Origin of the sequence: Amycolatopsis sp. GA6-003 (genome assembly GCF_046267895.1) — a bacterium.
Classification (GTDB): Bacteria; Actinomycetota; Actinomycetes; order Mycobacteriales; family Pseudonocardiaceae; genus Amycolatopsis.
Genome location: NZ_CP176499.1, coordinates 1676199 through 1703033 on the forward strand (window position 1 = coordinate 1676199; position 26835 = coordinate 1703033).

25 protein-coding genes are annotated in these 26835 nt (G+C 70.7%); 16 read left to right on the top strand and 9 right to left on the bottom strand.

What is annotated here, in order from left to right; genetic code table 11:
• The first annotated feature begins 8 nt into the window (after window positions 1-8).
• From F9C12_RS07010 to F9C12_RS07025, 4 genes are read left to right on the top strand one after another with little or no spacing between them, the layout of a single operon-like run.
• Window positions 9-1820, top strand: coding sequence for a glycoside hydrolase family 15 protein (locus tag F9C12_RS07010; protein ID WP_409465236.1), 1812 nt, complete (start codon window positions 9-11; stop codon window positions 1818-1820).
• Window positions 1821-1874: 54 nt separating this feature from the next.
• Complete coding sequence (locus tag F9C12_RS07015; RefSeq protein WP_409465237.1) at window positions 1875-3668, top strand: thiamine pyrophosphate-requiring protein; 1794 nt, start codon at window positions 1875-1877, stop codon at window positions 3666-3668.
• Window positions 3665-4774, top strand: a complete 1110-nt coding sequence (locus F9C12_RS07020; RefSeq protein ID WP_409465238.1) for an enolase C-terminal domain-like protein — start codon at window positions 3665-3667, stop codon at window positions 4772-4774. Before F9C12_RS07015 ends, F9C12_RS07020 begins: the two co-directional genes overlap by 4 nt.
• Window positions 4774-7725, top strand: a complete 2952-nt coding sequence (locus F9C12_RS07025) for an FAD-binding and (Fe-S)-binding domain-containing protein (protein WP_409465239.1) — start codon at window positions 4774-4776, stop codon at window positions 7723-7725. Before F9C12_RS07020 ends, F9C12_RS07025 begins: the two co-directional genes overlap by 1 nt.
• Before the next feature lie 127 nt (window positions 7726-7852).
• Here F9C12_RS07025 and F9C12_RS07030 read toward each other — a convergent pair whose 3' ends face one another.
• Both F9C12_RS07030 and F9C12_RS07035 read right to left on the bottom strand, forming a co-directional pair.
• Window positions 7853-8710 (bottom strand): SDR family oxidoreductase, encoded by an 858-nt coding sequence (locus tag F9C12_RS07030; RefSeq protein ID WP_409181169.1) that lies wholly within the window; start codon window positions 8708-8710, stop codon window positions 7853-7855.
• Between the two features lie 177 nt (window positions 8711-8887).
• A complete protein-coding gene (locus F9C12_RS07035; protein ID WP_409181170.1) occupies window positions 8888-9307 on the bottom strand; it encodes a CBS domain-containing protein in 420 nt (139 codons plus the stop codon).
• A gap of 116 nt (window positions 9308-9423) precedes the next feature.
• Here F9C12_RS07035 and F9C12_RS07040 point away from each other — a divergent pair, with 116 nt between their 5' ends.
• From F9C12_RS07040 to F9C12_RS07065, 6 genes are all read left to right on the top strand, one after another.
• Window positions 9424-9987 (top strand): hypothetical protein, encoded by a 564-nt coding sequence (locus F9C12_RS07040; protein ID WP_409465240.1) that lies wholly within the window; start codon window positions 9424-9426, stop codon window positions 9985-9987.
• Window positions 9988-10040: 53 nt separating this feature from the next.
• On the top strand, window positions 10041-10469 hold the full coding sequence (locus tag F9C12_RS07045; RefSeq protein ID WP_409465241.1) for a phage holin family protein: 429 nt from the start codon (window positions 10041-10043) through the stop codon (window positions 10467-10469).
• Complete coding sequence (locus F9C12_RS07050; protein WP_409181173.1) at window positions 10450-10770, top strand: DUF3618 domain-containing protein; 321 nt, start codon at window positions 10450-10452, stop codon at window positions 10768-10770. The genes F9C12_RS07045 and F9C12_RS07050 overlap by 20 nt, the downstream gene beginning before the upstream one ends.
• Window positions 10764-11042 (top strand): DUF3040 domain-containing protein, encoded by a 279-nt coding sequence (locus tag F9C12_RS07055; protein WP_409465242.1) that lies wholly within the window; start codon window positions 10764-10766, stop codon window positions 11040-11042. The genes F9C12_RS07050 and F9C12_RS07055 overlap by 7 nt, the downstream gene beginning before the upstream one ends.
• A gap of 77 nt (window positions 11043-11119) precedes the next feature.
• The gene (locus F9C12_RS07060) at window positions 11120-12910 is read left to right on the top strand and encodes an APC family permease (protein WP_409465243.1); all 1791 of its coding nucleotides are present in this window, start codon (window positions 11120-11122) and stop codon (window positions 12908-12910) included.
• 199 nt (window positions 12911-13109) lie between these two features.
• Entirely contained in the window at window positions 13110-14252 is a 1143-nt protein-coding gene (locus tag F9C12_RS07065; RefSeq protein ID WP_409465244.1) for a hypothetical protein, read from the top strand.
• A 725-nt stretch (window positions 14253-14977) separates the two neighbouring features.
• Here the strand turns inward: F9C12_RS07065 and F9C12_RS07070 are convergent.
• Window positions 14978-15388 (bottom strand): hypothetical protein, encoded by a 411-nt coding sequence (locus F9C12_RS07070; protein ID WP_409466975.1) that lies wholly within the window; start codon window positions 15386-15388, stop codon window positions 14978-14980.
• Window positions 15389-15637: 249 nt separating this feature from the next.
• On the opposite strand from F9C12_RS07070, the gene F9C12_RS07075 reads away from it, so the two are divergent.
• Window positions 15638-16075, top strand: a complete 438-nt coding sequence (locus F9C12_RS07075) for a hypothetical protein (protein WP_409465245.1) — start codon at window positions 15638-15640, stop codon at window positions 16073-16075.
• Window positions 16076-16093: 18 nt separating this feature from the next.
• Here the strand turns inward: F9C12_RS07075 and F9C12_RS07080 are convergent, their stop codons facing one another.
• The 6 genes from F9C12_RS07080 to F9C12_RS07105 form a co-directional block, all read right to left on the bottom strand.
• Window positions 16094-16735, bottom strand: coding sequence for a TetR/AcrR family transcriptional regulator (locus tag F9C12_RS07080; RefSeq protein WP_409181180.1), 642 nt, complete (start codon window positions 16733-16735; stop codon window positions 16094-16096).
• A 73-nt stretch (window positions 16736-16808) separates the two neighbouring features.
• Entirely contained in the window at window positions 16809-16958 is a 150-nt protein-coding gene (locus F9C12_RS07085; RefSeq protein ID WP_409465246.1) for a hypothetical protein, read from the bottom strand.
• Between the two features lie 266 nt (window positions 16959-17224).
• Entirely contained in the window at window positions 17225-19522 is a 2298-nt protein-coding gene (locus tag F9C12_RS07090) for an FtsX-like permease family protein (protein WP_409465247.1), read from the bottom strand.
• Window positions 19519-20208: an ABC transporter ATP-binding protein gene (locus tag F9C12_RS07095; RefSeq protein WP_409181183.1), complete on the bottom strand. Its 690-nt coding sequence runs from the start codon at window positions 20206-20208 to the stop codon at window positions 19519-19521. Before F9C12_RS07095 ends, F9C12_RS07090 begins: the two co-directional genes overlap by 4 nt.
• A complete protein-coding gene (locus tag F9C12_RS07100; RefSeq protein WP_409181184.1) occupies window positions 20208-20729 on the bottom strand; it encodes a PadR family transcriptional regulator in 522 nt (173 codons plus the stop codon). The genes F9C12_RS07095 and F9C12_RS07100 overlap by 1 nt, the downstream gene beginning before the upstream one ends.
• 454 nt (window positions 20730-21183) lie before the next feature.
• Window positions 21184-22056, bottom strand: coding sequence for a MurR/RpiR family transcriptional regulator (locus F9C12_RS07105; protein WP_409181185.1), 873 nt, complete (start codon window positions 22054-22056; stop codon window positions 21184-21186).
• Window positions 22057-22151: 95 nt separating this feature from the next.
• Between F9C12_RS07105 and F9C12_RS07110 the strand changes: the two genes are divergently transcribed.
• From F9C12_RS07110 to F9C12_RS07130, 5 genes are read left to right on the top strand one after another with little or no spacing between them, the layout of a single operon-like run.
• On the top strand, window positions 22152-22898 hold the full coding sequence (locus F9C12_RS07110; protein ID WP_409181186.1) for an amino acid ABC transporter ATP-binding protein: 747 nt from the start codon (window positions 22152-22154) through the stop codon (window positions 22896-22898).
• Between the two features lie 14 nt (window positions 22899-22912).
• Window positions 22913-23833: a transporter substrate-binding domain-containing protein gene (locus tag F9C12_RS07115; protein WP_409465248.1), complete on the top strand. Its 921-nt coding sequence runs from the start codon at window positions 22913-22915 to the stop codon at window positions 23831-23833.
• A 13-nt stretch (window positions 23834-23846) separates the two neighbouring features.
• On the top strand, window positions 23847-24485 hold the full coding sequence (locus F9C12_RS07120) for an amino acid ABC transporter permease (protein WP_409465249.1): 639 nt from the start codon (window positions 23847-23849) through the stop codon (window positions 24483-24485).
• A complete protein-coding gene (locus F9C12_RS07125) occupies window positions 24482-25294 on the top strand; it encodes an amino acid ABC transporter permease (RefSeq protein ID WP_409181189.1) in 813 nt (270 codons plus the stop codon). Before F9C12_RS07120 ends, F9C12_RS07125 begins: the two co-directional genes overlap by 4 nt.
• Window positions 25291-26766, top strand: a complete 1476-nt coding sequence (locus F9C12_RS07130) for a serine hydrolase domain-containing protein (protein WP_409465250.1) — start codon at window positions 25291-25293, stop codon at window positions 26764-26766. The genes F9C12_RS07125 and F9C12_RS07130 overlap by 4 nt, the downstream gene beginning before the upstream one ends.
• Window positions 26767-26835: the final 69 nt, after the last annotated feature.

The following is a 26835-nucleotide window of genomic DNA, read 5'->3' on the forward strand; positions in this document are numbered from 1 at the left end:
TCCCCGCCATGAACCAGCGCCCGCTCGAGGACTACGCCCTGCTCGGCGATCTGCACACCGCGGCGTTGGTGTCGCGGGAGGGTGCGGTCGAGTGGCTGTGCCTGCCGCGGTTCGACTCCCCCGCGTGCTTCGCCGCGCTCCTGCACGACGAGCGCGCGGGGGTGTGGCAGCTGGGGCCCGCGAGCGGCGGTCCGGCGACGCGCCGGGACTACGTCGGCGATTCCCTCGTCCTGGCCAGCGAATGGGAGACCGCCGACGGTGCCGTGCGCGTGCTCGATTTCATGCCGCCGCGCGACGGCGCGGCCGATCTCGTCCGGATCGTCGAAGGGCTGCGCGGCCGGGTCCCGATGCGGACCTGCCTGCGGCCCCGGTTCGACTACGGCTCGGTGCGGCCGTGGGTCCGGCACGTCGACGGGCGCTTCGACGCGGTCGCCGGTCCGGACGCGGTTCGGCTGACCACGCCGGTCGCAGTGTCGACGGACGGCTTGGCCGAGTTCACCGTCGCCGAGGGCGAACGGCTGCCGTTCGTGCTGACCTACCACCCCTCCTACCGGGAACGCCCCGATCCGGCCGACGCCGAGAAAGCACTGGCGCACACCGAACGCTTCTGGGCGGACTGGATCGGCCGCTGCCGGTACGACGGCCGGTGGCCCGCCGCGGTGCGCCGCGCGCTGATCACCTTGAAGGCGCTGACCTACGAGCCGACCGGCGGCATTCTCGCCGCGCCGACGACGTCGCTGCCGGAACAACTCGGCGGCGAACGCAACTGGGACTACCGCTATTGCTGGCTGCGCGACGCCACTTTCACGCTGCAAGCGCTCGTCGGCACCGGCTATCCCGACGAGGCGCGCGCGTGGCGCGAATGGCTCGTCCGGGCAGCAGCCGGCGATCCGGCCGAGCTCCAGGTCCTGTACGGACTCGACGGTTCCCGCCGGGTTCCGGAGTCCACTTTGGACTGGCTGGACGGGTACGCCGGTTCGGCCCCGGTGCGGATCGGGAACGCCGCCGCGGGCCAGATCCAGCTCGACGTGTGGGGCGAGGCGCTCGACGGCCTGCACCTCGTCCGCGAGGCGGGGCTTCCGGTGACGCATCCGGCGTGGGACCTGCAGCGCGGGCTCCTCGATTTCCTCGAAGGCCACTGGGACCAGCCGGACCGCAGCCTGTGGGAAGTACGCGGCGAACCGCAGCATTTCGTGCATTCCAAGGTGATGGCGTGGGCGGGCGTCGACCGCGCCGTCCGCACGGTGGAACGCCATGAACTCGACGGGCCTGTCGACCGCTGGCGCGCGCTGCGCGACCGGATTCACGAGGAAGTGTGCCGCGAGGGTTACGACGCCGAGCGCAATACGTTCACCCAGTTCTACGGTTCGCGCGGCTTGGACGCGGCCTTGCTGCTGATCCCGCGCGTCGGCTTCCTGCCCGGCAGCGACCCCCGCGTGCGCGGAACCGTCGACGCGGTGCGGAAAGAGCTGTCGCACGACGGGTTCGTCCATCGGTACGACCCGGACGCCGATCCCGGGCCTGCCGATTTGCGCGGCAGCGAAGGCGCGTTCCTGCCGTGCAGCTTCTGGCTCGCCGACGCCTTGCACGGCACCGGCCGCACCGAGGAAGCCGTCGAGGTTTTCGAGCGGATGCTGGCGGTCCGCAACGACGTCGGGCTGCTGAGCGAGGAATACGACGTGACCGCCGGACGGCAGCTCGGGAACATGCCGCAGGCCTTCAGCATGGTCGGGCTCGTCAACACCGCGCGCCACCTCGACGGCGCGGAAACCACCACGAACGCGACCGGACCCGAACAGGGCCTGCGCGACGACGTGTAACGCCCCGGACCTCCGGGTAGCCGGGGAAGACCCAACGCACGGGAGGGACTTGTCATGACCGAAACCGTCGGCGATTACGTGCTTTCGCGGCTGCGTGACTGGGGCGTGGAGCAGGTGTTCGCATACCCCGGCGACGGGATCAACGGTCTCGTCGCCTCCTTCGGCAAAGCGGACAACCAGCCGCGCTTCGTCCAGGCCCGGCACGAGGAGATGGCCGCCTTCTCCGCGGTCGGCTACGCGAAGTTCAGCGGGGCCGTCGGCGTGTGCATGGCGACATCCGGGCCGGGCGCGATCCACCTGCTGAACGGGCTTTACGACGCGAAACTCGACCACGTGCCGGTGGTCGCGATCGTCGGGCAGACCGCGCGGACCGCGATGGGCGGCAGCTACCAGCAGGAGGTCGAGCTGCAGACGCTGTACCGGGACGTCGCGAACGAGTACTGCATCGAGGTGAACGTCGCCGAGCAGCTGCCCAACGCGCTCGACCGCGCGTTCCGGGTCGCGCAGGCCTCGCGCACGCCGACCGCGCTGATCATCCCGGCGGACCTGCAGGAAGAGCCGTACGAGCCGCCGCAGCACGCGTTCAAGCAGATGCCGTCCAGCCCGCCGGGGACCGCGTGGCCGAATCCGGTGCCGCCCGAACCCGCCCTCAGCGAAGCGGCCGACGTGCTCAACGCCGGGGAGAAGGTCGCGATCCTGGTCGGGCAAGGCGCGCGCGGCGCGGTCGACGAGGTGCGCCAGGCAGCCGACCTCACCGGGGCCGGAGTGGCGAAAGCCTTGCTGGGCAAGGACGTCCTCCCGGACGACCTGCCGTACGTGACCGGCGCGATCGGGCTGCTGGGCACCCGGCCGAGCTACGAGATGATGCGCGACTGCGACACGCTGCTGATCGTCGGCTCCAACTTCCCCTACAGCCAGTTCCTGCCGGAATACGGCCAGGCCCGCGCGGTGCAGATCGACCTCGACGGCCGGTTCATCGGCATGCGCTATCCCACCGAGGTCAACCTGGTCGGCGACGCCGCGGCGACCCTGCGCGCGCTGCTGCCGAAGCTCAACCGGAACGAAAACCGGTCGTGGCGCGAGAAAATCGAGAAGAACGTCGCCGACTGGTGGACCACGATGGACCAGCAGGCCGAGGTCGGCGCGAAACCGGTCAACCCGATGCGGATCGTGCACGAGCTGTCGAAGCAGATCCCGGGCAACGCGATGGTCACCGCCGATTCCGGTTCGTCGACCAACTGGTACGCGCGCAATCTCCGGATCCGCGAAGGCATCCGCAGCACGCTGTCCGGCACGCTCGCGACGATGGGCCCCGGCGTGCCTTACGCGATCGGGGCCAAGTTCGCGCATCCCGACCGGCCGGCGATCGCGCTGGTCGGCGACGGCGCGATGCAGATGAACGGCATGGCCGAGCTGATCACCATCGCCCGCTACCACCGGTTGTGGACGGATCCGCGGTGCATTGTCTGCGTGTTCCACAACAACGACCTCAACCAGGTCACCTGGGAGCTGCGCGCGATGGGCGGCGCGCCGAAGTTCGAGGAATCGCAGTCGCTGCCGGACGTCGATTACGCCGGATTCGCCCGCAGCATCGGGCTCGAAGGCGTGAACGTCGACGACCCGGGCGACCTCGCTGAGGCCTGGCGGACCGCGTTCGCCGCGGACCGGCCGGCCGTGCTCGACGTGCGCTGCGACGCCGAGGTCCCGCCGATTCCACCGCACGCGACGTTCGAGCAGATGAAATCGGTGACCGAATCCGTGCTCAAGGGCGATCCGGAAGCGTTCCACCTGATGTTCCAGGGCGCGAAGACGAAGCTGCAGGAATTCCTGCCCGGACGGTCGCGGTGACCGTCGCCGCCCCGCACATCGAACGGATCGACGCGCGCGCCTACCGGGTGCCCACTCCTTCGCCGGAGGCCGACGGCACGCTCTCCTGGGACTCCACCACGCTCGTCGTGGCCAGGGTGCGGGCCGGCGGCGCCGACGGGCTCGGCTGGACGTACGCCGACTTCTCCGGTGTCCCGCTGATCGAGGGCAAACTGGCCTCGGCGGTCGTCGGCATGCCGGTGCTGGACCCGCCCGCGTGCTGGACCGCGATGCAGCACGCGATCCGGAACCTCGGCCGCGCCGGATTGGTCTCTTGTGCACTGTCCGCTGTGGACATCGCGATCTGGGACGCTGCCGCGCGGCTGCTCGACCTTCCGCTGAGCCGCTTGCTCGGCCGGGTGCACGAAGAGGTCGACGTGTACGGCAGCGGCGGGTTCACCTCGCAGGACGACGACGAGCTGGCCGCACAGCTCGACCACTGGGTCCGCGAACAGCGCATTCCGCGGGTGAAGATCAAGATCGGCGAGTCGTGGGGGTCCGCGGTGGCCCGCGACATCGGCCGGGTCCGGCTCGCCCGCGAGACGATCGGGGACGACGCCGCGTTGTACGTCGACGCGAACGGCGGCTATTCGATCGGCCGGGCCCGTCGGATCGCCGACACGTTGCGGGAGTTCGGCGTGACGTGGTTCGAGGAGCCGGTGTCCAGCGACGATCTGCCCGGGCTCGCGCAGCTGCGCACGCCGGACGGACCGGACATCGCGGCCGGCGAATACGGCTACGACCTGCCCTATTTCGCCCGGATGCTGCCCGCCGTCGACTGTCTCCAGGTCGACGTGACGCGCTGCGGCGGCTACACGGAATGGCGGCGCGTCGCCGCCTTGGCCGCCGCCGCGAATCGCGACGTTTCCGCGCACTGCGCGCCGAATCTATCCGCGCACGCGGCCGCGGCGACTCCGAACTTCCGGCACATCGAATGGTTCGCCGACCACGACCGGATCGAACAGGAGCTGTTCTACGGCGGTCTCGACCCGAGCGGCGGCCGGGTCGCCCCGTCGATGTCCGCCGCCGGGCACGGGCTGCGCCTGCACGCGGACGCGGCCGCCGAATACGCGGTCAAGGAGGGCTGATGAGCACTGCCGAACTCCCCCATCCCGTCGTCCGCCCGCCGGAACCCGCCGAAATCGACACCGAGGCCCTCGCCGCCGCCCTGCGCGAGCGGGTCGAGGGCGAGGTCCGCTTCGACGACGGCAGCCGCGCCGCCTACTCCACCGACGCGTCCAATTTCCGCCAGGTCCCCCTCGGCGTCGTGCTCCCGCGTTCCCCGGACGACGCCGTCGAAGCGTTGGCGGTGGCGCGGGAGTTCGGCGCGCCGGTGCTGTCGCGCGGCGGCGGAACGAGCCTCGCCGGACAGTGCACCAACACCGCGGTCGTGCTCGACTGGTCCAAGTACTGCTCCGAGCTGGAATCCGTCGACGCCGAGCGCCGCACCTGCGTGGTGCAGCCGGGCATCGTGCTGGACGACCTCAACCGGCAGCTCGCCGACACCGGGCTCCGCTTCGGCCCGGAGCCCGCCACGCACATGAACTGCACGCTCGGCGGCATGATCGGCAACAACTCCTGCGGCGCGACCGCCCAGCGCACCGGCAAGGTCGTGGACAACATCGCGGCGCTGGAGGTGCTGCTGGCGGACGGAACCCGGTTCTGGTGCGGCAAAACGAGCGACGCCGAATACGCCGAGATCGAGCACCACGGCGACCGGCGCGCCGCGATTTACCGGCAGCTGCGCCGGTTGCGCGACGAGTACGCCGACGAGATCCGCCGCCGTTTCCCGGACATCCCGCGCCGGGTGTCGGGCTACAACCTCGATTCGCTGCTCCCCGAACACGGCTTCGACGTCGCCGGGTTGCTCGTCGGCAGCGAATCGACGCTGGTCACCGTCCTGCGCGCGGAGCTGAAGCTGGTGCCGGTGCTGCCGGAGCGCGCGATGGTCGTGCTGGGCTATCCGGACATCGGGACCGCCGCCGACGCGGTGCCGGACATCCTGCCGCACGAACCGATCGCGCTCGAAGGCGTCGACCACCGGCTGCTTTACGACGAGCGGTTGAAGCACCTCAACGAAAAAGCCCGCGAGGAACTGCCGCGCGGCCGGGCGTTCCTGATGGTCCAGTTCGGCGCGCAGACACGGGAAGAAGCCGACAAACAGGCGCGCGGGCTGCTCGACTCGATCGAGGGCGCCGAGGTCGCGTTTCTCGACGATCCGGCCAAGGAGGCCGAACTCTGGCAGGTCCGGGAGGCCGGGCTCGGCGCGACCGCGCACGTCCCCGGCGAGCGGGACACCTTCGAGGGCTGGGAGGATTCCGCGGTAGCGCCGGAAAAACTCGGCGACTACCTTCGCCGGCTCGACGCGTTGTACGCGGAATTCGGCTACGCCGACGAAACCGGGCCGAGCCTGTACGGCCACTTCGGACAGGGCTGCGTGCACACGCGGATCCCGTTCGACCTGTACACCGCGTCCGGCGTCGCGACCTACCGGCGGTTCATGGAACGGGCCGCCGACCTGGTCGCGGAGTTCGGCGGCTCGTTCTCCGGCGAGCACGGCGACGGGCAGAGCCGCGGCGAATTGCTGCCGCGCATGTTCGGCACCGATCTGGTCACCGCTTTCGGCCAGCTGAAGGCGATCTTCGACCCGGCCGACCGGATGAATCCGGGCAAGGTCGTCGCGCCGTACTCGCTGGACGAAAACCTGCGGCTCGGCGGCTCGTGGTCCCCCGCCGAGCCGCAGGACCTCTACTTCCGCTTCCCGAACGACGGCGGCTCGTTCTCCCAGGCGGCCAACCGGTGCGTCGGCGTCGGCCGCTGCCGTCAGTCCACCCCGGAAAGCGGCGACGTGATGTGCCCGTCGTACCAGGTCACCCGCGAGGAGGAACATTCCACGCGCGGCCGCGCCCGGCTGCTGTTCGAGATGCTCAACGGGCACGGCGACGGCCCGATCTCCGACGGCTGGCGCTCCGCCGAGGTCCGCGAGGCGCTCGACCTGTGCCTTTCCTGCAAGGGCTGCAAATCCGACTGTCCGGCCGATGTGGACATGGCCACCTACAAAGCGGAATTCCTCGCCCACCACTACGAGGGCCGCCCGTGGAAACGGCCGCGGTCGGACTTCAGCATGGGCTGGCTTCCGCTGATCGCCCGGCTGGTCGCGAAAACCCATACCGCCCGGCTTGTGAACCTGCTGGGCAAAACCCGCCTCGCCACGCGCGCTGCCGGGGTCGAAGACCGCGAAATCCCCCGTTTCGCCCCGAAAACCCTGCCGCGCTGGTTCGCCCGGCGGCAACCCACCGGTACCGGCGCACGCGGCACTGTGCTGTTGTGGCCGGACACTTTCACGTCCTACTTCCACCCGCACGTCGCCGAAGCCGCCGTGCGGGTCCTCGAGGACGCGGGCTGGCGCGTGACGCTGCCGGAGCCGTCCGGGTGCTGCGGCCTGACCTGGATTTCGACCGGCCAGCTCGGCGTCGCGAAGCGAGTGCTGACGCGCACCGTGCGCACGTTGGCGCCGCATCTCCGAGCCGGCGGCCTGGTCCTCGGGCTGGAACCGAGCTGCACCGCGGTCTTCCGCTCCGACGTGGCGGAGCTGTTCCCCGGCGACCAGGACGTCCGGCGGCTGCGGGACCAGACCGTCACGCTCGCGGAACTGCTCACCCGGCACTCCCCCGGCTACCGGCCGCCGCGGATTCCCGGGCACGCGCTGGCTCAAGTGCACTGCCACCAGCACGCGGTGCTGGGCTGGGACGCGGACAAGGAACTGCTGCAGGCGGCCGGAGCGGACGTCGAACGGCTCGATTCGGGATGCTGCGGCCTCGCCGGGAACTTCGGCTTCGAACGAGGGCACCTCGAAGTCAGCAAGGCGTGCGCGGAACGGGTGCTGCTCCCCCGAGTGCGCCAAGCGGACCGGCGGACAGCGGTGCTGGCGGACGGATTCAGCTGCCGGACCCAGCTGCACGAACTGGACAGCGGCGGCCGGGAAGGCATCCATCTCGCCGAACTGCTGGCCGCCGGTCTCGACTCGCCGGACCGGTGAAGGCCCGACTGGCGGATTCTTCGCTGACCTGCGACCGGACCCCGGTCGTCGGCGCAATCCCCGGTCCGGGAAGGGCTCCTTGAAGGAACTGGTTCCTCCAAGGAGCCCTTCCCGGACCGAACCCCGGTTACCCGCCCGGCACGGTCTCGCCGCCCAGCGCGGCCAGCACCTCGCCGCTGTAGTACGACGACAGCCGGTTCGAAGCCAGGAACACGTACGACGGCGCGAGATCGTCCGGATGCGCGGCCCGTTCGAGCGGCACCTGCAACCCGAACTTCTCCACCTTCTCCGGCGGGAACGTCGACGGGATGAGCGGTGTCCACACTGGACCCGGCGCGACGCAGTTCACCCGGATCCCGCGATCGGCCAGCGCCTGCGCCATCGAGTACGTCCAAGCGTGGATCGCGCCCTTCGTCGCCGAGTAGTCGATGAGGCTCTTGTTGCCGCGCAAGCCGTTCACCGACCCGGTGTTGATGATGACGTCGCCGTCGCCCAGATGCGGCAGCGCGGCGGCGGTCACCCGGAAGTAGCTGTGCAGATTCACGTCGAACGTGTGCATCCACTGCTCTTCGGTCAGGTCCTCGGGGCTGTCGACCGGCCATTGCGTCGCCGCGTTGTTGACCAGGATGTCGAGTCCGTCCAGTTCGGACAGAGTGCTCTCGACGATGTCCCGGCACTGTTTCGCCTCGGCGAGATCGCCGGGAAGCAGCACGCATTCGCGGCCCTCGGCGCGCACGCGATCGGCGGTGTATTCGGCATCTTCGTGCTCGTTGAGGTAGGAGATCGCGACGTCCGCGCCCTCTTTCGCGAAGGCGATCGCGACCGCGCGGCCGATGCCGGAATCCCCGCCGGTGATCAGCGCGCGCTGTCCGGCGAGCAGGCCGCGGCCCTCGTAGTCGGTCATCGAATCGCGCGGCCGCGGGTCCATGTCCGCGGTGGTGCCCGGCGGATCCTGCTGCTGCGGCGGTCGGATGCGGTCTGCCACGGAGTCCTCCCCGGAAAAGTCGGTTCTGTTCCGTTCCGGCTACCCGCTGCGCCGCGGTTCAATCACGGGAAAGGCCGCGTGACCGTCCCCCTGCGACAGTCACGCGGCCGCCAGCCCCTGGCCCGCACTGCGTTGCCCGGCGGGTACCCAGGCACGCTCAAGGCAAACCCGCGAGGCTCAGTAATCGTGCGACAGCGCCTCCACCAGCACGCCGGTGTCCGGATTGGGCAGTGCGCGGGCGACGTCCGCCTGCGCGACGACGCCCACCAGGTCGTGGCCGTCGATCACCGGCAGCCGGCGCACCCGGTGCTGGGACATGGTCTGCAGGATTTCGGTGACGTCGTCGTCCGCGCCGATCGTCACCGCTTCCCCTTGCGCCAGCTCGCCCGCGTGCACGGCGCGCGGGTCCTTGCCCTCGGCGATCACCTTCACCACGATGTCGCGGTCGGTCAGCATTCCCTTGAGCCGGTTGTCCTCGCCGCACACCGGCAGCGCACCCAGCTGTTCGCTCGCCATCTTCCGCGCGGCGTCGTTCACGGTCTCCGACTCGCGTACGCAGACAGCGTTCGGAGTCATCAGGTCGCGGGCAGTGGTCATGAGATCGTCTCCTTCCTCCGATCACTCCCCGGCTACCCACGTTCGCCGCGGTTACGCCTCCGAGCCGTTTCTCCTTCCCGCGCCCGGGTAACCGGAGGCTCGTGGAAGGAGCCGACATGCCCGAACCGTTCCCGTCCGACCCGGTCCGCGCGGAAGGCCCGCCGGTGGTCACGGCAGGCCGGACCGGCGCGCCCCGGCTGGTCGTGCTCGACCCGGCCGGCCTCGCCAAACACGACGGCCTGCCCGCCACCTGGCGGCCGCTCGCCGAGGACCACGAGATCCTCTGGTACCGGATCCCGGTCGAGGGGGCGTGGCGCGAGAGCGCGGAGGCCCTCGCCGCGCCGCAGCGCAGCGACCTCGTCACGAGCGGCCCGCTCGCCGCCGACGCCCTGCGGCTGGCCGCCGAACATGCCGGGTCGGTGCGGTCTGTCCTGCTCGTCGATCCGGCCGCCGAGGGCGTGACCAGTCCCGGTGACGCCGCGGTCGCCGACGAAGCCTGGCTGGCCCGGCACGACGCCGAGATCGCCGCCCTGCGCGAGTCCGGCGTCGAAGTCGAAGTGCTCGCGCACAGTGCCGACGACCCGGACGACCAGGTGCCGAGCCCGCTGCCGCTGGGCCACGACTGGGTGGTCGACGCGCTCCGGGAAACCCTCGCCAAGCGGGAATCAGCCGGGCGCTGACCGGTTTCGCCGTCCGCGAGCCGGGTACGCCTCGAACAGGAAGGGAGGAAGCCGTGCTGGAGGAAATGAACCGGACGCCCGCGCGCGAGAAGTCCACCGCGGACCTCGCCGCCGACCTGACCGCTTCCGTCAAGCGCCTGCTCCAAGACGAATTCCGCTTGGCCATGGCCGAACTCCAGACGAAGGGCAAGCGTTTCGGCATCGGAGCCGGGCTCGTCGGCTTCGCCGGCGTTCTGGCGCTGCTCGGCGGCGCGACGCTGATCGCCGCGGCCGTGCTCGCCCTCGCGCTGGTGCTTCCGGGGTGGCTTTCCGCGCTGATCATCGGGGGCGCGCTGCTGCTGATGGCGGGGCTCGCCGCGCTGGTCGGCGGCAAGGAAGCGCGCCGCGCCGGGCCGGTGATGCCGGAGGAATCCGTCGAAAGGGTCCGCGAGGACGTCGAAACGATCAAGCACGGGGGCAGTGATGACCGAACGCAAGGTTGAGCAGGCCCGGGCGGACCGGGACGTCACCCGCGAGGAACTGGCCGAAACGCTGGACGCGCTTTCGCAGAAGCTGGACGTCCGCGGCCGAGCCGGCGAAAAGGTCGACGCGACCATAGACCGGGCCGCCGAGCAGGTCGAAAAGACCATCTCGGCACCGGCCGCGGAGAAGGTCCGCGCGGGCGCGCAGGCAGTGCGGAGCAATCCACTCCCGCTGTTCGCGGCGGTCTTCGGCGGGGTGCTCGTGCTCCGTTTCCTGCTCCGACGCCGGCACGCGCACCGGAAGCAGGGTGAGGCATGCTGACCGACCGGGAACAGCGTGCACTCAAGGAAATCGAACGCGGTTTGTCCGCCACGGACCCGCGGCTCAGCGCGAAGCTGGCCCGCGGATCCGGGCGTCCGCGCCGACGCCGCTCCGCGCTGGAGGTGCTGGCGATCTTCACCAGCGTGGTGCTCGTCGCGACCGGAGCGTTCGACACGCGGCCGGGCATGGTCGTGGCCGGGGTAGTCGGGCTCGCGGCGCTCTTGGGCGGGCCGTTCGCGGTGCGGCACTGGAAAGCTGGATCGTCGCGGTGACCCGCGTTCGCTAGATCACTGTCAGGAAAGCGTCAACTGCCGTCCCGCCAGCGCGGTCCGGAGGCCAGCCTGAGCGGGTGACCGCAATTTTGTCCCGCCCGGAAACGCCGCGAGCCGCCGACCGGCACCGGCTGTCCGTCGTCGGCGGCCTCGCCGCGCTGTCCCTCGACGCGATGGCGTCGGTCGCCTACGGACCCGAGGCGATCGTGGTGGTCCTGGCCGTCGCCGGCGGGACCGGACTCGGCTTCACGCTGCCCGTCACGCTCGCGATCGCCGTTCTGCTCGCTGTGTTGACGCTGTCGTATCGGCAGGTCATCGCCGCGTTCCCGGACGGCGGCGGGGCCTACGGCGTCAGCCGCGCCCAGCTCGGCCGCCGCGCTTCGCTGGTGGCCGCGGCCTCGCTGATCGTCGACTACGTGCTGAACGTCGCGGTGTCGGTGGCCGCTGGGGTCGCCGCGTTGACCTCGGCGTTTCCCTCGCTGCTGCCCTCTAAGCTGTGGCTCTGCCTCGGCGTGCTCGCGCTGATCACCGGCATCAACCTCCGCGGCATCGCCGAGAGCGCGCGGGCGTTCATCGTGCCGACCGCGGTGTTCGTCGGCTCGATTCTCACCGTCGTCGTGGTCGGCCTCTTCCGCGACGCTCCGGCGGCGACGGTCGCGAGCGGCTCCCTCCAGAATCTCCAAGCGGTCGGAATCCTGTTGCTGCTCAAGGCTTTTGCCAACGGCTGCGCAGCACTGACCGGGGTCGAAGCGATCGCCAACGCCGTCCCGTCGTTCCGCAAACCACGCGTACGCCGGGCGCAGCGCGCGGAGGTCGCGCTCGGCGGCTTGCTCGCGGTGATGCTGCTCGGAATCGCCGTGCTGATCGGGAAGTTCTCGATCCACCCGGTCGACGGCGTGACCGTGCTGTCGCAGGTGACCGCCGCGTCGTTCGGGAACGGTTTCGGTTACTACGCAGTGCAATTCTCCACAGTCGTCTTGCTGGCGCTGGCCGCGAACACGTCCTTCGGCGGGCTCCCAGTGCTGGCCCAGCTGCTCGCGAAACACAACAACCTGCCGCACGTTTTCGCCCTGCGCGCCGAACGCCAGGTGTACCGCTACGGCGTCGGTTTCCTCGCGCTCGCTTCGGCATCGCTGCTGCTCCTCGCGAATGGCGATATGAACACCCTGGTGCCGCTGTTCGCGATCGGAGTGTTCGTCGGATTCACCTTGTCGCAAACCGGAATGGTGCGGCATTGGTTCCGGGCCCGCCCGCGCTGCTGGCGGAGGAAAGCCGCACTCAACGGGTTCGGCGCACTGCTCACCGGACTCGCCGCGATCGTCGTCGCCGCGACGAAATTCGCCGAAGGCGGCTGGCTGATCGTGGTCGCGCTGCCGCTGCTCGTGCTGCTGATGGAATGGGTCCACCGCAGCTACCGCCGGATCGGCGATCGCCTCGAACTCGGGCGCGTCCCGTCTCCGCCGCGGCCCGACCGGTCGCTGGTGGTCGTCCCGGTCCACGCGGTGTCCCGGCTGACCCGCGACGCGCTCGCCGCCGCGCTCTCGCTCGGCGACCACGTCGAGGCCGTCCACGTGACGCACCCCGAGGAAGAAGCGTCAGCGCGCGAGTTCGTCGAAGCGTGGGAACGCTGGCATCCGGAGGTCGCCCTGGTCCAGCTGCACGACGAGCGCCGCCGCCTCGGCGAGCCGATCGTGGAGCATCTTCGCCGGCACGACGGCTGCCATGTCTTCGTGCTCGTCGCCGAGGTCGAACCGGAACACGTCTGGCAGCGCGTGCTGCAGAACCGCCGCGGCGCGGTGCTGGCCCGGGCGCTGCGCCGCCGTTCCGACGCGGTGGTCTGCCGGATGCGGTTCCGGATCGGGGCTTAGCGGCCGTTTTTCCCGAATGCCCGTCTCCGCGGTGCCGCCGGAGAAGTGCCCGATAGTACTTTCGGCCGATGTCCGCAGGGCGAAAACCCGCCGAAAGGCGTGGGCCATCCCGGGGTTCTTTTCCCCGGCCCGGTTTCCGCGCCCAAGATCGTCTTAGGGTGGCGGTACTTGGCGATCTTGAAACCGGAACGAGGGGCCCATGCGAAAACGGACCAGGATTCTCGGCAGAACGCTCGCCGCGGCGGGCACCCTCGCGGCGCTGACGGTGGCCACGGCCGTCCCGGCGACCGCGGCGCCGCAGGCGGCCGAGCCGACGTCGGTCGACCAGGACATCGCGCAGCTGTACCAGGACGTCGAAGACCTCTACAACGGGCTGCCCGCGAACGCGCTGCGCGGCGTCGACCCGCTGTTCGATTCGCCGGTCAAGCGGCCGGGCCAGCAGGCGCACGCCGCGCAGGGCCCGATCCCGGGCTGCACCGAGGGATCGCTGCTGACGTACGCGAACAAGCTCGCGTCCACGCTGACCCCGACCGAGGGCAAGGCGCTCAGCGCGCTGAGCGCGATCGGCCAGCTCTACACCCAGGCCGTCGCCAGCGACAAGACCCCGCAGGTCTTCGGCACCGACGGCCAGTACACGCCGCGCGCCGGCGCGACGATCGACAAGCTGCGCGGGTTCTGGGACATCGAGAGCTGGAACATCCAGCTGGTCGCCTGGAAGGGCACCGACCTGGGCAGCCAGGAACGCACGACCCAGACGTTCAAGCTGGGCCTCGACCCGAAGCGGGCCGCCGAAGCGGGCGCGCTAGCGACCAAGGTGCTGTACGAGGTCCCGGCCCTGCAGGGGGGCCGCCACCCGCTGCTGACCCTGAACGCGTACTCCGCCCCGGCCGACAGCCTCGGAGGCAAGCGCATCATGCTCGGCGACGGTCTGCTCGACGTGGTCAACCACCTCGGCTTCGACGACGTGTCGGTGGAAGCGGTCGTCGGCCACGAATACGGCCACCAGGTCGACTTCGCGCACAACAACTACCCGCGCAACGAATCCGGCGAAATGGGCCCGGACGCCTACGGCGGCTACTTCGTAGCGCACGCCAAGGGCGAAGCGTGGAATGCCCGCACCCAGCAGGAGGTCACCTACCTCGACGCCTCCATCGGCGACTGCTACCACAGCCACGGCACCCCCGACCAGCGCAAGGCCGCTGGCGCGTGGGGCGAGAAGCAGGCTGTGAACCAGAACAACCCGAACCGGATCATCCCGTCCGCGAAGATGATCGAGAAGTTCCAGAAGGAATACCCGAAGCTGATGCCGCCCGCGACGGCGGCACTGGCCGCGGCACACTGATTTTCCGCGCGGGGCCCCGCTTTCCTTCGGGAGGCGGGGCCCTTTCGCGTGCTTCGGGGGGCGAACGCGCCCCTTCCCTGCGGCTTCTCGACCTGGCATCCGCGCCTTTCCGCGGACGGGCACACCGCCGACCCGGGACGCGGCACCGGTTAATTCACTTCGGTTCTGCCCTCCCCGCTCCACCTCACCTGGGACGTGGTCCAGCACAGCGTCCACATCCGGGACCGGCGGGAGTCGGACCTCGTGGTCGACGTCTTCCGCGAACGAGTCACCGTGCTCACGATCGAGCGCCACGAAACCGGCCCCGTCGCGGACCCCCCTGCTCGCGATCCCGCTGGCTGTCGCGGGCACGCTCGCCGCGGCCCCGCTCAAGCCGCCGGACTGGCCTCGCTGACCTGCCAAGGCAAAGGCGTCGACCAGTCCGCGAAAGCCCGGCATCGGGCGGAAATCCTGATCCACGCACCGCTGCGCCGAATCTGGGACCTTCAGACCAATTCCAGCGCGGCAAATGCCTCCGCTGGACCGGCCCCGCGAACAGCACCGGCTACCACATCGAGGGTACCCACGTCTGGACCTTCCGCCCATCCCGCGGCGGCGTCCTCGTCCGCACCGAGGAAAGCCACTCGGGCCCGCAAGCCGACCCAGCTTCCGATATGGGCCTCGAAACCTGGCTCTCCGACCTCAAAACCGCCGCCGAAACCGGCCCCCGCGGCTAGGGCAGACCGTCAGGCAGACCCGAACCGCAGCACCGCCGCGTCGTACTGGGCGCGGGCGAACCGGAACGGCCCGAACCCGCGATAGTCCCGCTCCGGCCGGTGCGGCTGTCCGAACGAATCCCAGACCACCTCGTCCCCGGTCACGGTGACGCGCGCCAGCAGCGGCCAGCAGCCCCAATCCCCGCACGCGCAGGCGAGCAGCGTGGTTTTGCCGTCCTCTGCGGCGAGACCGTGGAAGTGCTCGGCCATCGTGCCGCGGAAATACGCGGGGATCAGGCCGCCGTAAGCCTCGCCTGCCGGGGACATTCCGGCGGCGAGCTCGAACCGGTCGACCAGGTCGGCGAGCGCGACGTCGTCGACGTAGGGCATGACGACCGGACCGCCCAGCTCGGAGGGCGGATGGAATTCGAACCGCAGCATGGCCACCACGCGGATTATCCCCGAGCCGCACGCCGGGTCTCCCCCGGACGGGTGTTGCCGAGCGAACGGGACGGAACCCGCCGGGCCCGGGGCGGCGGGCCGGTGACCGGCTTGCGCGGCGACAATCGCCGTGCCCGCCCCGAAATCGCGCCTCGGCCCGCCGCCGCCGGATCCCCGCCGCGCCCGGCGCACCGGGACGGAGTTCATTTATGCTTCGCCCAACCCTCGTCTTCCCGGCAGGTGGTCGCCATGTACGAAATCCCGCCCACGGCGGCCATGCAGCGCTGGTCGGTCTCGGTCGACGGCTCCCACGCCGTCTTCGCCTGCGCGCCGTGGCTCGAGGACCACACCGCGGACCGGGTGCTGCCGCGGCTGTGGCCGGGCCGCGGGCTGGGCGTCAGCGAGACCGACGCCTCCGGGTTCGCCGCCGCGATCGCCGAGACGATGAAGGCCCCGAACTACTGGATCGCCAGCCACGCCGCCCCGCGCGCCTGGCAGGACCAGCCGTGGTCCCCGGCCCGCCACGACCACGACGACGGCTTCGTCTACTTCGCCGGGCCATGCGGCGAGACCGGCCCCGCGGTCGGCTACCGCCCGGCCTACCACCTGCCGCTGGCCCTGCGAGACCTGCGCGGACTGCGAATCCGGCTGGCGGCCTACCTGCGCACCGCACGCGTCCCGACCTGACCCGCCGGCACCGCACCCTCAGCGGAGATACGGAGCCAGTATCGCCCCGGTCATCCGGCGCGCCGTCGCCGTCGCGTGCGCGGGATCTCCTTCCGCCAGGCCGAGAAGCGGGTCCAAACCCGCGACGTGCGGAGCCAGCGCCAGGTGCGGCAAAACGAGCAGCAGCAACGACAACACGATCTCGACGTCGGTTTCCGCGCTCAGCTGCCCCGCCGCCACCGCCCGCTCGAACAGCGGGCGCAGCACTGCCAGATAGTGCCGGTTGACCGCCTCGCGCACCGGCGTGCGCGCGACCGGATCGGGTTCCAGGTTGGCCGCGGCGGTCATCGCGCGTTCGAGCGGGTGGTCGTAGAAATACCGCACCCACGCGTCGAGCAGCTGGTCGAGCGCGCCCGCGAAGTCGTCGTCCCACGGGAGCTTCGCGATTTCGGTCTCCATGGCCGCGCGGATCCGCGCGCTCGCCAGCTCGGCGAGGTGCACGTACATGTCGGCCTTGTCGGTGAAGTACTGGAAAAGGCTGCCCTTCGACACCCCGGCCTCGCGGCAGATCGTGTTGAGGCTGCCGCCGCTGAAGCCGCGCGCGGCGAACTCTGCCTCCGCCGCCGCCAGCACGGCCGCCCGCCGCTGCTCCGGCAGCCGCTCCCACGTTCCCGTCGGCACCCCCGGCCTCCTCTTCTTGACTCTCCCCCGGCCTCGATCGTACTCGTCTGACCGCCGGTCATATGACCAGTGGTCATATCGCTTCCGGGTCTGCGTCGTCGGCGCGGGATCGTCCGGGATCGCCGCCGTCGAGGTGCTCGCCGAGCGCGGCGTCGAGGTCGACTGCGGCGAACTGTCCGTCCGGGTCAGCGGGAACTGACCGCAACGGGGCCTCCGTGGCCATGCGGGACGGATTGACCTTGCCTTCGCTGCGCTGGCGGGGCGATGCCAGTGGTTTCCGCACTGGCCGCAGTCGCCGAGCCGCTGTTGCACCCGGCGAGCAAGCCGATGGTGGGCTCGCCCGGCGCACACGTCGTCGCGGTCGCCGATTCCCGGGTCGAAGTGCGGCTCGAGGGCCGGGACGGGTGCGCGGAGCTGGACCTCGACAGAAGCCGCGAAGGGCTCCTTGCGGGAATTCCCTCAAGGAGCCCTTCCCCGACTGCCCCCGGTCTACTCCGAGCGCAGCGTGTCCAGCCGCGTCACCTGGCGCAGCAGCGGCAGCGTCAGCGCCGTCACCAGCAGCACCGCGGCGACCGCGGCCCCGGCCAGTCCGGCCAGGACCCCGCCGTCCACCATCATCGGCAATTTGGCCAGCCGCAGGATCGGCGCGGTCAGCCCGAGCCCGGCGCCGACGGCCAGCACCACCCCGACGAGCACCGGAACCGCGGTCTGCCACAGCGATCCCCTGGCCAGCACCCCGATCGGCACGCCGGCCGCGGACAGCGCGGCGAGCGGGCGGCGGCGCTCGCTGATCTGCTCGATCGACAGCATCAGCAGGCTCATCGCGGCCACCGCCAGCACGAACAGCGACGCGGTCAGCAGCACCGCGCGGAAGCTCGCCATCATCCGCTCGTCGCGGCCGGAGTAGTCGGACAGGTAGTCCGTCTTGCCGACTTCGGCCTTCCACGCCAGCGGCCGCACCGCGGTCGCGACCCGGTCGACCAGCGAATCGACGCTTCCGGTGCCCGCCACGAACAGTTCGGTGCGCTCCACGGGCAGCTTATGGTCGCCGAACGCACCCGGCGTGACCAGCAGGCTGCTGGCCGCCGCCTTCGCGGTGTTGCTGGCGGGCACGACCCGGACGTGGTCCGGCACTGTCCACTGAGGACCGGACACCGTCTTGCCGTTGCGATAGCCGGTCAGCTGGTAGTCGCCCTTCGGGGCGGCCTGGGCCGAGGAGCCCGCGACGTAGAAGATGTCCCCGTCGGCGCAGTCGCCGACGTTCGCCTGCGTCTTCAGCGCCACGCAGTCCCCGACGGTGCCGTAAATCTCCCGGTCGCCCGAGCTGAGCTGCAGGGATCGGGCGCTGTGCACGCCGGTCACCCCGGGCACGCCGGAGAGCAGCCGGCGGACCTCCGCCTCGTGCGCGCTCGTCGTCTGCACCCGCACCGGCGCGGCCGCGACGCCGTCCGGCGTTTCGTACGCCCGGGTGGTGCGGCTGGTCATCGACGTCAGCACGCCCTGGATCAGGATCGTCCCGGCCAGCACGACGACCAGCCCGGACACCACCCGGCTGGCGGTGCCGCTGTCGAGCTGCAGCCGGCGCACCGCGAGCTGCCACGACGGCGGACCGCCCCGCAGCCGTTCCACGATCCGCTCCACCAGCCACGGCAGCAGCGCCGCCACGCCCATGAGCAGGAACACGCTGCCGACCGCGAGCGCCAGCGCGGCCGCCTGGTCCCCCGACCCCGGCGCGACGACGAGCGTCCCGAGCAGGAACACCACGCCGACGGCGGTGATCGTCCAGCGCCACCACATCCGCCGCCGCACCGGTTTGCCCTGCCGGACCACGCCGAGCGGTTCGACGATCGTCCGGCGCAGCCCGAACAGCGCCGAGCCGACCGCCAGGCCGGGCACGAGCAGCACGATCACCAGCAGCGACACCCACGACGGCGTGAAGTCGTCCGCGAACACGCGCAGGCCGAACGGGAGCCAGTCCCCGATGAACGGCCGCAGCGCGTAGAACAGCGCACCGCCCGCCACGAGCCCGATCACCGCGCCGACCAGCGATTCCGCCGCCGCGACCCGTTTGATCTGCCGGGCGTCCACCCCGATCAGCCGCAGCGCGGCGAGCCGCCGTTCCCGTTGCGCCGCGCCCATCCGCGACGCGGTGGTCACGAAGATCAGCAGCGGCAGCAGCAGCACCGCGGCGATCGGCGCGACGATCATCCACATGACCGCCGACAGCGCGAACCCTTCCACCGGCTTGCCGAAGGCGTACACGCTGTTGGCGCTCTCCCCCTCGGCCTTGATCTCCGCGGCGGTCGACCCGTAGTACGCCGTCAGGTCGGCCGCGTCGCTGACGCCCGGCTCGGCGATCCGGCCGGCCACGGTCCCCGGCAGCCGCGCCTTGATCGACGCGCCCTCGGCCGAGTCCAGCTTCTCCGCCAGCGCCGGCGACACGATCACCTCGCCCGGCGCGGGCAGCCGGGAAAGCCCCGGCGGCACCGGCGAGTTCGGCCCGGTCGGAGCCACCGCGGTCAGCTGGAGGAAGTCCGCGCCGATCGACGGGTACCAGCGGTAGGTCGCCAGCGGCGCGATCCCCTCCCGCGGCGTGGTGTCCTGCTTGATCGCCGCCGCCCGCTCCGCCCGCGCGTCCACCAGGTGGCTCACCGAGGCGGCGGGCAGGAGCACGGCGACCGCGAGCGCGATCCCGAACGCGGTCATCGCGAGCCGCAGGAGCGCCGAGCCGGACATCCGGCCGCCCCCGACGGCCAGCCGGAGTCCCAGCAGCAGATCCCGCGTCATGCGACCAGCTCCCGGTCGACCGTGCGCCCGTCCCGGACCACGATCTCGCGGTCGGAGTACGCCGCGACCCGCGGTTCGTGCGTCACCAGCACCACCGCGGCGTGCGTTTCCCGCGCCGCCTGGGTGAGCATCTGCATGACCTTCTCGCCGTTGAGCGAGTCGAGCGCGCCGGTGGGCTCGTCGGCGAAGACGACCTTCGGCCCGGTCACCAGCGCCCGCGCCACCGCGACCCGCTGCGCCTGCCCGCCGGACACGTCGCCCGGACGCCGCTTCGCCAGGTTGTCGACCTCCAGCCGGGCGAGCCATTCCTTCGCCTTGGCCTCGGCCGGCCCGCGCTTCGCCCCGGTCAGCCGCAGCGGGAGCGCGACGTTCTCCAGGCAGGTCAGCTCGGGAACGAGCTGGCCGAACTGGAACACGAAGCCGAATTCGGTGCGCCGCAGCGCGCTGCGGCCCTTGTCGTCCATCGCGACCAGGTCGCGCCCGCCGTAGTGGATCGCCCCCGAGTCCGGCCGGACGATCCCGGCCAGGCAGTGAAGCAGCGTCGATTTCCCCGAACCGGACGCGCCCATGATCGCGAGCACCTCGCCCGCCGAGACGGTCAGCGCCGCCCCGTCGAGCGCCCGCGTCTGGCCGAACGATTTGTGCAGCCCGTTGCCCGCGAGCAACGGAGTCCCCGGCCTGGTCATCAGCGCACCGCCTTCTCGAGTTCGCCGAGCCGGGCCGCGGTGAGCTCGAGCCACCGCAGGTCCGCCTCGAGGTGGAAGAGCGCGTGGTCGCAGATCAGCTGATCGGCGAGGTCGCCCTCGTACTTCCGTTTGGTGAGCGAGCGCATCACCTTGAGGTGCTCGCTGCGCTGGACGTCGAGCACGTCGGTGGCGTCGCGCCCGGACAGCAGCGCGAGGACCACCTTGGTGTACAGCGTGTTCTGCAGGTACGGCTCCGGGCTTTCCGGAGTGCTCAGCCACTGCTCGACGTCGGTGATCCCGGCGTCGGTGATCGTGTAGCGCTTCCGTTCCGGCCCGTCGCCGCTCTCGACCCCCGCGACCTCGACCATGCCGTTGCGCAGCAGGCGCGACAGCGTCGAGTAGACCTGGCCGTACGCGAGCGGGCGGTCCTGCCCGAACTGCTCGTCGTACGCCCGTTTCAGGTCGTACCCGTGTCTCGGACCCGACTCGAGCAAAGCGAGCAAGGTGTGTGAAACCGACATTCCCCTGTTCCTCCCTTGCCCCCGGAATCCCGGGGTGAAGATCACTATACCGCAGAGGTATACGCGGCGTGTATACCACCATAGAGTAGTGCGTTTTGGCAGGTCAGGGGGTCGTGAGTGCGTATCCCGGTTCTAACCGGGATACGCACTCACGAGGCGGAGGCGGCACACGGGCAGAGCCGTGAGGAGGCCGTCGCGCGGCGGGAGCCGGGGCGGAGAGGGGCGAGGGCGGGTCGGCCGACCCGCAGCACAGGCGCTGCCAAGGGGGCACCGGGCGGCGAGCGAGAGGCCCCGAGTACCGAGGCGTGGCCAAGACTCGTGAGCGGCGATCCCGGTTCTAACCGGGATACGCACTCACGAGGCGGAGGCGGCACACGGGCAGAGCCGTGCGGAGGCCGGAGCGCGGCGAGGGCCGGGCGCGGCGGTTCTCACCGCGATTGCCGCGCACGAGGGGCTACTTCCGCTCGCCGAGGTCCGCCCGGAGGCGGGTCAGCAGGTCCGCGGTCGTCTTCGCGCGGTCCGGTTCCCGGCCCGCGATGGTGTGCGCCAGGATGTCGGTCACGATCGAGGCGGTCAGGGTTTCGCCGGTGAACTTCGTCGGGGAATCCGGCGCCGGCAGCACTACCCGGACGCGGGATTCGAGGTCCGCCGACAGCTGGCTCGTCACGAGCACTACCGCCGCGCCGACCTCCTCCGCGTAACGCAGGATCAGCTCGACATCGCGGTTCTGCCGAGCCGGGACGTACACCAGCACCGCGTCCTCGGCGGTCAACGGGAGCAACGCGTCCGCGAGCCGGAACCCGGTGTCGGCGCAATGCCGCGTCACCAGGCCGCGCCGAGACAGCCGGAACGCGGCGTACTCGGCGCAGACCGACGACAGCCCGAGCCCCCAGGTGAACACCATCCGGGCGTCGAGCAGCAGCTGCGCCGCCTCTTCGACCGCCTCCGGCGCGAGCTGCCGCTGCATTTCCTGCAGCCGCTCGGCGCTGTCGGCCATCACGCGGTCGATCTGGCGCGAGCCGGTCGACCCGAGGTTCTCCATCGCCGCGCTCAGCCGGACGGTCGGCTCGGTGCGCGCGGTGAACGTCTGGCCGAGGTGGCGCTTCAGCTCCGGCAGCCCCGAATAGCCGAGCGCTTTCGCGGTGCGGACCACGGTCGCGTCGCTGGTCCCGGCCGCCGCGCCGAGATCGCCCGCCGAGGAGAACAGGACCTCGTTCGGATGGGCCAGCATGAACCGCGCGACCTGGCGTTCCGCCGGCTTGAGGTCGTCGAGCCGGGCGCGGACGTGGTCGTCGAAATGGTCGCCGCCGAGGTAAGTAGTGGACATGACACCCTTGACTAGACGTAGTGGCTACTACAAAATGCCGGAGGGTTCTCCGTTGTGTAGTGAACCCTACCCCGCCGGCTCGACGAGGAGCACTCATGAGCACAGATCAGCCTCTGGTACGGCTGCGCGGCGTCGGCAAGTCGTTCGGCTCGGCCCGGGTGCTGACCGGGATCGACCTCGACGTGCGGCGCGGCGAAGTCGTCGTGGTCATCGGCCCGTCCGGGTCCGGGAAATCGACGCTGTGCCGGTGCGTCAACCGGCTGGAGACCGCGGACGAGGGCACGATCGAGATCGAGGGCCGCCCGCTGCCCGCCGAGGGCGCGGACCTCGCCCGGCTGCGCGCGGACGTCGGCATGGTGTTCCAGTCCTTCAATCTCTTCGCGCACAAAACCGTGCGGGACAACGTGATGCTCGGCCCGGTCCGCGTGCGCGGGCTCAGCCGCGCCGACGCGCGGAAACGGGCCGACGAGCTGCTGGAACGGGTGGGCGTCGGCGCGCACGGCGACAAGTACCCGGCACAGCTGTCCGGCGGCCAGCAGCAGCGGGTCGCGATCGCCCGCGCGCTGGCGATGGAGCCGCGCGTGCTGCTGTTCGACGAACCGACCAGCGCGCTCGACCCGGAGATGATCCACGAGGTGCTCGACGTGATGACCGCGCTCGCCGCCGACGGCATGACCATGATCGTGGTGACCCACGAGATGGGCTTCGCCCGCAAGGCCGCCGACCGCGTCGTGTTCATGGCCGACGGCCGGATCGCCGAATCCGCCGCGCCGGACGTCTTCTTCGGCTCGCCCCGGACCGAACGCGCGCGCGATTTCCTCGCCCGCGTGCTCAGCCACTGAGCCGGGAGGTCCGCATGTCCGTCCTCTTCTCCCGCCGGACCGCGTTGCTCGCCGCCGGCACGGTCCCGCTGCTCGCCTCCTGCGGCGGCGGAACCACCCGCACCGCGGGCAACCCCGCCTACGCCACGCTCGATCAGGCCGACGCCGTCGCGCGCGGTCCGGTCGGCGCCGACCTGCCGGAAACGCCGACGCTGCGCCGGATCCGCGCCCAGGGCGTCCTGCGCCAGTCCGGTTCGGTGACCACGCCCGGGTTCGGCATGATGAACCCGGCGACCGGCAAGATCACCGGGTTCGACATCGGGATCGCCCAGCTGCTGGCCAAATACCTGCTCGGCACGCCCGAGGTGGACACCATCACCGGCGGCGCCGACACACGCGAAGCGATCCTGCAGAACCAATCGGTCGATGTCGCCGTCTGTACTTACACGATCAGCAAAAGCCGGGCGCGGCTCGTCTCGTTCGCCGGGCCGTACTACGTCGCGCGCTCCGGCATCGTCACCGCGGCGGACGGTCCCCGGATCACCGCGGTCCGCGACCTGGCGGGCAAGGACGTCGCGGTTCAGCCGGGCGCGGCGCAGGAAGCGCTGCAGAAGGCGTGTCCGCAGGCGCGTGCGGTGGTGTTCGAGGAATCGAGCCAGTGCGCCGCCGCGGTCCGGCAGGGCCGCGTCCAAGCGTGGTCGGCGAACACCGCGATCCTGCTGGGCAAAGCGGCGGTCGACGCGCGGCTGCGGATGACGCCCGCGACGTACGGCAGCAGCCCGTTCGGGATCGGGCTGCCGAAGGACGATCCGGCGTTCAAGCAGATCGTCGTCGGGTTCCTGCGGCGCATCGCCGCCGACGGCAGCTGGCGGCGGCTGTGGGAACAGACCGTCGGCCCGCTCGTGTCCGGTCCCGCTCCCGAGCCGCCCGCGCCCGGCTCCGTCCCCGGCTCCTGAAGGGAGACCACCCGTGCTTTCCGGTCACGCCGGGGAAATCCTCGGCGGTTTCACCACCACTTTGCTGCTCACCGCGTGCGCCTTCCCGCTCGCGCTCGTCCTCGGCTGCGTCGTCGCGATCTGCCGGATCAGCCCGGTCCGGCCGCTGCGGATCGCCGGCCGGCTGTACGTCGACCTGGTCCGCAACTCGCCGTTGCTGCTGATCGCGGTGTTGCTCATCTTCGGGCTGCCCGACGCCGGCGTGCTGATTCCGTTGTTCTGGTGTCTGGTGCTCGCACTGGGCATTTACTTCGGCGCATACGTCTGCGAAACCATCCGTTCGGGCATCCGCGCGGTGGATCGCGGGCAGGTCGAAGCGGCCCGGGCGATCGGGCTGCCGTTCCGCCGGGTCGTGCTGGACGTCCTGCTGCCGCAAGCGTTTCGCGCGATGGTGCAGCCGCTCGGCACGATCCTGATCAACGTCGCGCTCGGGTCGGCGCTCGGCGCGGCCGTCGGCGTGGACGAGCTGACGCTGGAAACCCGCTCGTTCAACCTCGAGACCGCCGAGCCGATCCTGGCCTTCGCCGTCGCGGCCTGCGGTTATCTGGCGATCAACCTGGCGGTCAGCGGGGTCGTCCGGCTCATCGAGCGAAAGGTCCGGGTGCTCCGGTGAACGACGACATCCTTTTCGACGCGCTCGGCCCGAAGGCCAAGGCCCGGCTGCGCACCGTGTCGATCCTTTGCGGACTCGTGCTGCTCGGTTTGCTGACCCTCGTGCTCGTCCGGCTCGGCGCCTCCGGCCAGCTCGACCCGGCCCGCTGGGCGATCCTCGCCGACGGCGCCATGCTGCGGTTCCTGGGGCAGGGCTTGGCGATGACGCTGCTGGTCGGCGTGGTGTCGACGGTGCTGTCGGTCGCGCTCGGCGTGCTGCTCGCACTCGGCCGGCTGAGCCGGAAGCGGTGGCTGAGCTGGCCGTCCGCGACCGTGATCGAGTTCTTCCGCGCGATGCCGCTGCTGCTGATCCTGTTCTTCTTCATGTTCGGGCTGCCGATCCTCGGGGTCCGGGTGCCGATCTTCTGGCAGCTGGTGCTGGCGATCGTCGCGCACGCCGGGGCGATCTTCGCCGAGATCGTGCGGGCCGGGATCCTCGCCGTGGGGCGCGGGCAGAGCGAGGCCGGGCACGCGATCGGCCTGCGGCACTGGGAGGTCATGACGTTCGTCGTGCTCCCGCAGGCGGCCCGCGCGCTCGCGCCCGCGCTGATCAGCCAGACCGTGCGGGTGATCAAGGAATCCAGCCTCGGCTACGTCGTCGGCATCGCCGAACTGCTGAACAACGGCAAGGTGCTCGGCGAGTTCAGCGGCGACTTCATCCAGGCCTACGTCGGGGCCGGGCTGCTTTACATCATCGTGAACATCCTCCTTTCGCGGGTCGCCGAACGGCTCGCGAACCGCAAGAAAACACTCGTCCGGGAGCCTTCGTGACCTCTGCTTTCCCCTCCGTCGCCCCGTCCGAAGCGGGCCTCGACGCCCACCGCGTGCGCGGCTTCCTGCGGCGGCTGGCCGCCGACGAGATCTCGCTCGACAGCCTGCTCGTCTACCGGTCGGGCAAGCTGGCGTTCGAGCACTACTGGTGGCCCTACCGCGCGGACCGGCCGCATACGACCCATTCGGCGACGAAGTCCTTTGTCGGCACGGCGATCGGCCTCGCCCGGGACGAGGGTTTGCTGCGGCTGGACGACCGCCTGGTCTCGTTCTTCCCGGAACTCGTGCCGCCCGACGCCTCGGAACACCTGCGCGCGATCACCGTCGAAGACCTGCTGACCATGCGGACCGGCCACCGCGTCGGCCTGTCCGGCAAGACCTGGCGGCTGCTGAAGACCAGCTGGGTGCGGGAATACCTGCGCACGCCGGTCGAGTTGCCGCCGGGCAAGGCGTTCACCTACTCCAGCGCGACGTCGCACATGCTGTCCGCCATCGTGCAGCGAGCGTCCGGCCAGTCGGTGTTCGACTACCTGCGGCCGCGACTGTTCGAACCGCTCGGTTTTTCCGGCCACAGCTGGGACACCGACCCGGAGGGCATCTGCTCCGGCGGAAACGGTTTGAGCCTGCGCAGCATCGACTTCCTGAAATGGGGCGTCCTGCACCTGCACGACGGAATCTGGCAGGGCGACCGGATCCTGCCCGCGGGCTGGGTGCGCGAGGCGACCGCGTGGCACGTCCCGAACGCCGACGCCGGAAGCTGGAACGGCACCGAATTCGTCCCGGCCCCGGGTTCCGGCGGAGAGGAACGCCCGGAAGGCTACGGCTACCAACTCTGGCTCGACGCCGACGGCGGCTACCGGGCTTCCGGAATGTTCGGCCAAGACGTCTTCGTGCTCCCCCAGCATGATGCCGTGGTCGTCACTACCGGCAGCATCACGCACGGGAAGCACCGCCTGTTGTCCGGACTGGTGCACGACCTGCTGGTTCCCGCGTTCGACGGCACTCCGTCCACTGTGGCCGATGCTTCGCTGGCCGCTGACCTTGTCGTGGATGCGCCCGCGCTTTCGCCGACTTCCGTTGACGTGGACGGCAAGCGGTACGAATGCGAGTCCAATGAGGACGACCTTTCGGAAATCTCGTTCACTGTGGACGATGACGTCCTGGTAGTGACTTTGGACGATGCGCGCGGCCGCCACTCAGTCCGATGTGGACTGTCCGCTTGGGTCGAGTCGGACACCGGCGTGACCACTTGGCAGCTGCACCACTCGTATCAGGCCGAATCGACGCGTGTCCTCGCTGCCGCGCAGTGGCGTTCTCCGGGGGAATTGGTGTTGGAGTGGTATTTCGTGGAATCGCCGTTCCACGACACGGTCACCATCGAGTTCGAGGACGACCGGTTGCGATGGCACCGGCGGACCAATGTGAACAGCGGGCCGACCGAACGTCCGGTGGTCACCGCGAAGCTCGGGTAAGCCGGCGAAAAGGTGGTCAGCAGGCCGCGACCGATTCGGTGAGCCGGCTACGGCACGGCGCGGCCGTGC

What these genes read in the sequence shown, in the direction of transcription:
- F9C12_RS07105 (WP_409181185.1), bottom strand. Translation starts at nt 22,056, where the DNA reads ATGTCCACTACTTACCTCGGCGGCGACCATTTCGACGACCACGTCCGC.
- F9C12_RS07115 (WP_409465248.1), top strand. Translation starts at nt 22,913, where the DNA reads ATGTCCGTCCTCTTCTCCCGCCGGACCGCGTTGCTCGCCGCCGGCACG.
- F9C12_RS07100 (WP_409181184.1), bottom strand. Translation starts at nt 20,729, where the DNA reads ATGTCGGTTTCACACACCTTGCTCGCTTTGCTCGAGTCGGGTCCGAGA.
- F9C12_RS07095 (WP_409181183.1), bottom strand. Translation starts at nt 20,208, where the DNA reads ATGACCAGGCCGGGGACTCCGTTGCTCGCGGGCAACGGGCTGCACAAA.
- F9C12_RS07035 (WP_409181170.1), bottom strand. Translation starts at nt 9,307, where the DNA reads ATGACCACTGCCCGCGACCTGATGACTCCGAACGCTGTCTGCGTACGC.
- F9C12_RS07055 (WP_409465242.1), top strand. Translation starts at nt 10,764, where the DNA reads ATGCTGACCGACCGGGAACAGCGTGCACTCAAGGAAATCGAACGCGGT.
- F9C12_RS07050 (WP_409181173.1), top strand. Translation starts at nt 10,450, where the DNA reads ATGACCGAACGCAAGGTTGAGCAGGCCCGGGCGGACCGGGACGTCACC.
- F9C12_RS07075 (WP_409465245.1), top strand. Translation starts at nt 15,638, where the DNA reads ATGTACGAAATCCCGCCCACGGCGGCCATGCAGCGCTGGTCGGTCTCG.
- F9C12_RS07090 (WP_409465247.1), bottom strand. Translation starts at nt 19,522, where the DNA reads ATGACGCGGGATCTGCTGCTGGGACTCCGGCTGGCCGTCGGGGGCGGC.
- F9C12_RS07065 (WP_409465244.1), top strand. Translation starts at nt 13,110, where the DNA reads ATGCGAAAACGGACCAGGATTCTCGGCAGAACGCTCGCCGCGGCGGGC.
- F9C12_RS07025 (WP_409465239.1), top strand. Translation starts at nt 4,774, where the DNA reads ATGAGCACTGCCGAACTCCCCCATCCCGTCGTCCGCCCGCCGGAACCC.
- F9C12_RS07040 (WP_409465240.1), top strand. Translation starts at nt 9,424, where the DNA reads ATGCCCGAACCGTTCCCGTCCGACCCGGTCCGCGCGGAAGGCCCGCCG.
- F9C12_RS07085 (WP_409465246.1), bottom strand. Translation starts at nt 16,958, where the DNA reads ATGGCCACGGAGGCCCCGTTGCGGTCAGTTCCCGCTGACCCGGACGGA.
- F9C12_RS07010 (WP_409465236.1), top strand. Translation starts at nt 9, where the DNA reads ATGAACCAGCGCCCGCTCGAGGACTACGCCCTGCTCGGCGATCTGCAC.
- F9C12_RS07070 (WP_409466975.1), bottom strand. Translation starts at nt 15,388, where the DNA reads ATGCTGCGGTTCGAATTCCATCCGCCCTCCGAGCTGGGCGGTCCGGTC.
- F9C12_RS07015 (WP_409465237.1), top strand. Translation starts at nt 1,875, where the DNA reads ATGACCGAAACCGTCGGCGATTACGTGCTTTCGCGGCTGCGTGACTGG.
- F9C12_RS07110 (WP_409181186.1), top strand. Translation starts at nt 22,152, where the DNA reads ATGAGCACAGATCAGCCTCTGGTACGGCTGCGCGGCGTCGGCAAGTCG.